The sequence below is a fragment of the Arthrobacter sp. GCM10027362 genome, from assembly GCF_042679445.1.
Lineage (GTDB): Bacteria > Actinomycetota > Actinomycetes > Actinomycetales > Micrococcaceae > Crystallibacter.
On sequence record NZ_JBHTML010000211.1, the window covers coordinates 1 to 6472 of the forward strand.

Here is a 6472-nt window from a genome sequence, read left to right on the forward strand (position 1 = left end):
GACACCACCGGGGAGGTCCCCGCGGCGCCCGGGCTCGGCAACGCCGCGACCGCCGGGCAATCCCAGTCCGCGGTGCCGGCGGCCCCCTGACGCCGGCGGCCTCAGGTGGCCAGGTTCTCCTGCAGCACGTCCCAGCCGAGCTTGACAATGAGCACGGCGACCACCAGCAGGAAGACGATCCGGACGAACCGGCTGCCCTTGCTCACCGCGGTGCGCGCCCCCACGTAGCCGCCGGCCATATTGGCCGCGCCCAGGACCAGCCCCAGGCCCCACAGCAGGGAACCGTGCGGCAGGAAATACAGCAGGGCCCCCAGGTTGGTGGCCATGTTGACGATCTTGGCCTTGGCGCTGGCGGCCAGGAAGCTGTAGCCCAGCAGCGCCACCATGGCGATGATCAGGAACGAGCCGGTGCCCGGTCCGATCAGCCCGTCGTAGAACCCGATCACCAGGCCGATGCCGGCGGCGGTGCCGAGGTGCCGGGCCCCGCGGTGGCGCAGCTGCGTGAGCGTGCCGGCGGCGGGGCGCAGCGCGGTGAAGGCGGTGACCGCGATCAGCGCGGCGATGATGACCGGCTTGAAGACCTGCGCCGGCAGCGAGGTGGCCAGGACCGCCCCGCAAAAGCTGCCTGCCAGGGCGATGCCGGCCATCGGCAGCGCCGTTTTCAAATCCGGCGTGGCCCAGCGGAAATAGGTGATGGAACTGGTGGTCGTGCCGAAGATGGAGCCCATCTTATTCGTGGCCAGCGCCTGCACGGGATTGATGCCGGGCACCAGCAGCAGCGCGGGCAGCTGGATCAGCCCTCCCCCGCCCACCACGGCGTCCACCCAGCCGGCGCAGAAGCCCGCCACGACCACCAGGGCGATCGTGGCGGGCGCCAAGTCCTCCAGGCCGGAAATTTCCAGCCCGGGAATCACTTCCCGGCCAGTGCGGCCACGTGGGCCGCTGCCGCATCCAGGGCCACGTTCTCCGCCTGTCCGGTGGTACGGTCCTTGACCTCGACGACGCCGTCCGCCAGGCCGCGGCCGACCACCACGATGGTGGGCACACCGAGCAGTTCCGCGTCGGAAAACTTCACGCCCGGGGAGACCTTGGGCCGGTCGTCGTAGATCACCTCAAGCCCGGCGGCCTCCAGGTCCTCAGACAGTTTCGCCGCCGCGGCGAAGATCTCGTCGCCGCGGCCGGTGGCCACCACGTGCACATCCGCCGGCGCCACGCTGCGCGGCCAGGCCAGGCCCTTCTCGTCGTGGTAGGACTCGGCCAGCGCCGCCACGGCCCGCGTCACGCCCACCCCGTAAGAGCCCATAGTCACGGTGGTCAGCTTGCCGTTGGCATCGAGCACCTGCAGGCCCAGGGCCTCCGCGTACTTGCGGCCGAGCTGGAAAATGTGCCCCATCTCGATGCCGCGGGCGGCCTCCAGCGGGCCGGAGCCGTCCGGAGCCGGGTCCCCGGCCCGCACCTCGGTCGCCTCGATGACGCCGTCCCAGCCGAAGTCGCGGCCGGCGACCAGCCCAAAGACGTGCTTGCCGTCCACGTTGGCCCCGGTGATCCAGCTGGTGCCGGAGACCACGCGCGGGTCCACCAGGTACAGCAGCCCGGTCTTGCCGGTGGTGCCCAGTACCGCGGCGTCCACGGACTCGCCCGGGCCGATATAGCCCCTGACCAGGCCGGGGTGCCTCTTCAGGTCCTCCTCGCCGGCGGCCTCCACGCCGATCTCCCCGGCCACCGGCAGGTGCGCGCCGATGTTCGCCTCCACGCGCTTGAGGTCCACGGCCCGGTCCCCGGGCACGGCGATGACCACCACCTGCCGCTCGCCGGTGGGCAGGTCCACGGCCAGGACCACGTTCTTCAGCGTGTCCGCCGCGGTCCAGGGCCGGTCCGCGCGCGGAGCCAGCTGGTTCGCCGCCGCCACCAGCGTCTCGATGGTGGGCGTGTCGGGAGTGTCCTTGACCTCGGCCGGCGGGGCCCCGGTGTAGTCGATCTCCGCCGGCACCACGGTGGCCACCGCCTCGACGTTGGCCGCATAGCCGCCGGGCGAGCGCACGAAGGTGTCCTCGCCCACCTCGGTCGGGTGCAGGAATTCCTCGCTCCTGGAGCCGCCCATTGCGCCGGCAGTGGCCTTGACCGGGACCACGGCCAGGCCCAGCCGCTCGAAGATCCTCAGGTACGCGGCGCGGTGGGCCGCGTAGCTGGCGTCCAGCCCGGCGTCGTCAATGTCGAAGGAGTAGGAGTCCTTCATGATGAACTCGCGCCCGCGCAGCAGGCCGGCCCGCGGCCGGGCCTCGTCCCGGTACTTGGTCTGGATCTGGTACAGGCACACCGGCAGGTCCTTGTACGAGGAGTACAGGTCCTTCACCAGCAGCGTGAACATTTCCTCGTGCGTGGGCGCGAGCAGGTAGTCGGCGTCCTTGCGGTCCTTGAGCCGGAAGATGCCTTCCCCGTATTCGGTCCAGCGGTTGGTGGCCTCGTAGGGTTCCTTGGGCAGCAGCGCCGGGAAGTGCACCTCCTGGGCACCGATGGCGTCCATTTCCTCACGGATGATCCGCTCCACCTTGCCCAGCACCCGCAGGCCCAGCGGCAGCCAGGAGTAGATGCCCGGGGCGGCACGGCGGATGTAGCCGGCGCGGACCAGCAGCTTGTGGCTGGCCACCTCGGCATCGACAGGATCTTCGCGCAGGGTGCGCAGGAACAAGGTGGAGAGTCGAAGGACCACGCTGGGAATCCGTTTCTTCGATGGGGTGGGGGCAGGGATCAGTATCCAATCCTACGGTTCCGCGCAGGCTAGAACAGAATCGTCGCGAAGGTGCCGACCTGCTCGAAGCCGACCCGCCGGTACGCGGCCATCGCCCGGTGGTTGTAGTCGTTCACGTACAGGCTTGCCACCGGCGCGTAGCGGCGGGAGAGCTCGACGACGGCGGCCATGTACGCCGCGGCCCGTCCCTGGCCGCGGTAGGCAGGATTCATCCACACACCCTGGATCTGCACCGCTTCCGTGGAAACGTTGCCCAGTTCGGCCTTGAACACGACCTCGCCGTCCGCGTTGCGGCAGAGCACCGAATGCCCGCGTTCGATCAGCGACTTCACCCGCTGCCGGTAGTGCTGCCCGCCGCCGGAGAGCGGCGAATAGCCGACTTCCTCCTCGAACATGGCCACGCAGGCAGGGACCAGCGCGTCCAGGTCCTCGAGCGTGGAGAAGCGCAGGGAGGGATCCGGGGCGACCGCCGGGGCGCCGCGCAGCTCCATGAGCGGCTGGTCCGGGCGGACATCGAAGGGCCGGGCGCTGCTGTGCTGCAACGTGGACCAGATTCCCAGCACGCCTTCGGCGGGACCGAAAATCGAGGAGATATGGCGGTTGGCGGCGGCCAGGAAGTCGCCCATGCGTGCACCCTGCACGGCGTCCAGGCCCACCGGGACCACGTTGACCCCGGCCCAGCAGGCGCCGGCCAGCGTGCCACCGCCGTCGAAACAGCCCAGGATCCGCGCCCCGGAGGGCGTCGGGCCCGCCGTCCGGGCGGACTCCAGGTGCGCGGCCAGGAACACATTGGCCACCGGATCCGTGCGCACCAGCGACCACAGCTCTTCGGTGTCCGCTTCGGTAAGCGCGCGGATGGACGTCCCGGAGCGGGCCTCCGGGACGGTGCCGCGCTGGCTAGCTGACGTTAACCACGGGACTGCCCTTGACAGCATCTTCGCCACCGGCGTCCCCCATTTCCTCCGCAATCCTCATCGCTTCTTCAATGAGTGTCTCAACAATCCGGTCCTCGGGGACAGTCTTGATGACATGGCCCTTCACAAAAATCTGGCCCTTGCCGTTGCCGGAGGCCACCCCCAGGTCCGCCTCGCGGGCCTCTCCCGGGCCGTTGACCACGCAGCCCATGACGGCCACGCGCAGCGGCACGGTCAGGTGCTCCAATCCCTTGGTGACCTGCTCGGCCAGCGTGTAGACGTCCACCTGGGCGCGGCCGCAGGACGGGCAGGAGACGATCTCCAGCTTGCGCGGGCGCAGGTTCAGCGACTGCAGGATCTGCTCGCCGACTTTGATCTCCTCCACCGGCGGCGCGGACAGCGAAACCCGGATGGTGTCCCCGATGCCCTTGGAGAGCAGGGCGCCGAAGGCCGTGGCGGACTTGATCGTGCCCTGGAAGGCGGGGCCGGCCTCGGTCACGCCCAGGTGCAGCGGCCAGTCCCCGCGTTCGGCCAGCATCTCGTAGGCCCGCACCATGACCACCGGGTCATTGTGCTTGACGGAGATCTTGAAGTCATGGAAGTCGTGTTCCTCGAACAGGGAGGCTTCCCACACCGCGGACTCCACCAGCGCCTCCGGCGTGGCCTTGCCGTACTTCTGCAGCAGGCGCGGATCCAGCGAGCCGGCGTTGACGCCGATCCGGATGGACACCCCGGCGTCCCCGGCGGCCTGGGCGATCTCCTTGACCTGGTCGTCGAACTTGCGGATATTGCCCGGGTTCACGCGCACCCCGGCGCAGCCGGCCTCAATCGCGGCGAAGACGTACTTGGGCTGGAAATGGATGTCCGCGATGACCGGGATCTTGGACTTCCTGGCGATGATCGGCAGCGCCTCGGCGTCGTCGGCGCTGGGGCAGGCAACCCGCACAATGTCGCAGCCGGCGGCGGTCAGCTCGGCGATCTGCTGCAAGGTGGCGTTGATGTCCGTGGTGGGGGTGGTGGTCATGGACTGCACGCTGATCGGCGAATCGGAGCCCACCCCCACCGGCCCGACCTTAATCTGCCGCGTCTTCCGGCGCGGGGCGAGCACGGGCGGCGGCGGGGCCGGCATTCCAAGATTGACCGAAGTCACGTAGTCCTCCATGAGCCTTGCAGGCTGTTGGTCCGTCAGCTGGTTGTCAGCTTTCATTATCCCCCCGCGGCGAAGCCGGCGCCGAGGGTCCCGCCGCGCTAGACGTAGTCGGCAAAGGCCCCGGTGACCGGCTTCCATTCGGTCACCTTGAGCCCGGAAATGAGCTGGTTGACATTGAACGGATCCTGCTTCAGCTCCTCCAGCAGCGCGGCCTCCGATTCCGCGGTGAAGAGCAGGAGGGCACCCTCGCCGTCGGCAAACGGGCCGGAGGCCAGCAGCCGGCCCGACTCCACGAAGGAATTCAGCCACGCGCGGTGGGCGGGCCGGTGCTCGTCCCGGCCGGCCTCGGACCCGGCAGCGTACACGTACTCAACGGCAAAAACACTCATGGCCCCCACAATATCAACTGGATTCCGGCAGCCCGTCCCGCCGTCGGGTTGCCGGCCGGTCCTCACTGGTAGGAGACGAACCATGGGGCCGGATCCACGTTGCGGTAGGTCTGCTCGGGGGTGAAGATGGGACGGTCCTCGTCGTAGAAGTTCTTCCAGCCCATGCGCACCCCCTTCGGCGCCACCTGCAACAGGGCGTTCCAGGTCTCCATCTTCTGCCCGGCAGTGCCGTGGCCGTCGGCGTGGAGCACCACCGCCAGTTCCTCGTGCGAGGTGTCCACGCGGCCTTCGTTGCTCACCATGTCCTGGCGGAACTGGTGGATCATGAAGACCTTCTGCGGCAGGTTCCGCTCCCGGGTCAGCGACGCCAGCCACTCGGAGACCTGGTTGATTTCGGCCGCGTCCACCGAGCCGATCTGCTCCATGTGGCGCTGCCCCGGGGCCAGCCGCCACTCCGGGTCCAGGGCCAGGCCCACGTGCGGCTGTTCCAGCAGCCCGGCATACTGCCTGGCCTGGGTCAGGAAGTCGGTGCGGCCCGGCTGCAGGTCCAGCACCACATAGACGCCGGCCCGGCCGGCGGCCTCGACCCAGGGCCGCAGTTCCTCCGGATCCGTCATGGAGGAGTAGCTGCCGTCCTTGCCGGGCGCGGCCGAGGCCACCGAGGCGATGATCTCGAACGCCGGGATCACCGGCTGGCGGCTGTACTGCTGGTAGCTGCCGGCGAGCTTTTTGGCCCGTTCGATGCTGGCTTCGATCCCCTGTTCCCCGAGTACGCCCAGCGCGGCGCCGGACGGATGCCCGTACAGCGCGACCATCCGCCGCGCGGGGAAGACCAGCAGGCCCCCGCCGGGAAGCTCGGGGACGGTCAGCGCGGCCTGGGCGCGCCGGGCGAACTCCGCCGGGGTCCCGAACGCGGCGCCGATGCCGAGGATGTTGTTCTTTGGAGTTTCGCGCAAAAAGGAGATGACGGCCGGGTTCCGCCGTGGGTCTGCCGCCGGATCCACCTGCATGCGGGCGCCCGAGGCCTCCACCACGGCCATGGTCGCCCGCAGGGTTCGGGCCTCCTCAGTCAGCAGCACCGAATAGGTCGACGCCGGAGTCGGCGCCGCGGGGTCCTGCGGGCTCTCCTCCGGGCCGAGCCGGCGCACGCCGCCCAGCAAAGGTTCCCAGCCGCCGTCGGGCTCGCCGAAGGTCTTGACCTCGCGCACCTTCAGCCGCGCCAGTTCGGCGGCCAGCCCGTCGCCGGCCGGCAGCAGCGGCACGCCGAGGG

General features: G+C 69.7%; 6 protein-coding genes. All 6 read right to left on the reverse strand.

Annotated elements, in window-relative coordinates:
• Nucleotides 1-101 precede the first annotated feature (101 nt).
• A complete protein-coding gene (locus ACFQ36_RS19745; protein WP_377016743.1) occupies nt 102-878 on the reverse strand; it encodes a sulfite exporter TauE/SafE family protein in 777 nt (258 codons plus the stop codon).
• Nucleotides 879-910: 32 nt separating this feature from the next.
• Nucleotides 911-2710, reverse strand: a complete 1800-nt coding sequence (locus ACFQ36_RS19750; protein WP_377016745.1) for a proline--tRNA ligase — start codon at nt 2708-2710, stop codon at nt 911-913.
• Nucleotides 2711-2778: 68 nt separating this feature from the next.
• A complete protein-coding gene (locus tag ACFQ36_RS19755) occupies nt 2779-3684 on the reverse strand; it encodes a GNAT family N-acetyltransferase (RefSeq protein ID WP_377016747.1) in 906 nt (301 codons plus the stop codon).
• Complete coding sequence (ispG, locus tag ACFQ36_RS19760; protein WP_377016749.1) at nt 3647-4813, reverse strand: flavodoxin-dependent (E)-4-hydroxy-3-methylbut-2-enyl-diphosphate synthase; 1167 nt, start codon at nt 4811-4813, stop codon at nt 3647-3649. The genes ACFQ36_RS19755 and ispG overlap by 38 nt, the downstream gene beginning before the upstream one ends.
• 98 nt (nt 4814-4911) lie before the next feature.
• Nucleotides 4912-5202, reverse strand: coding sequence for a YciI family protein (locus ACFQ36_RS19765; RefSeq protein ID WP_377016751.1), 291 nt, complete (start codon nt 5200-5202; stop codon nt 4912-4914).
• Nucleotides 5203-5264: 62 nt separating this feature from the next.
• On the reverse strand, nt 5265-6472 hold a 1208-nt coding region (locus ACFQ36_RS19770; protein WP_377016753.1), incomplete at its 5' end, for a hypothetical protein.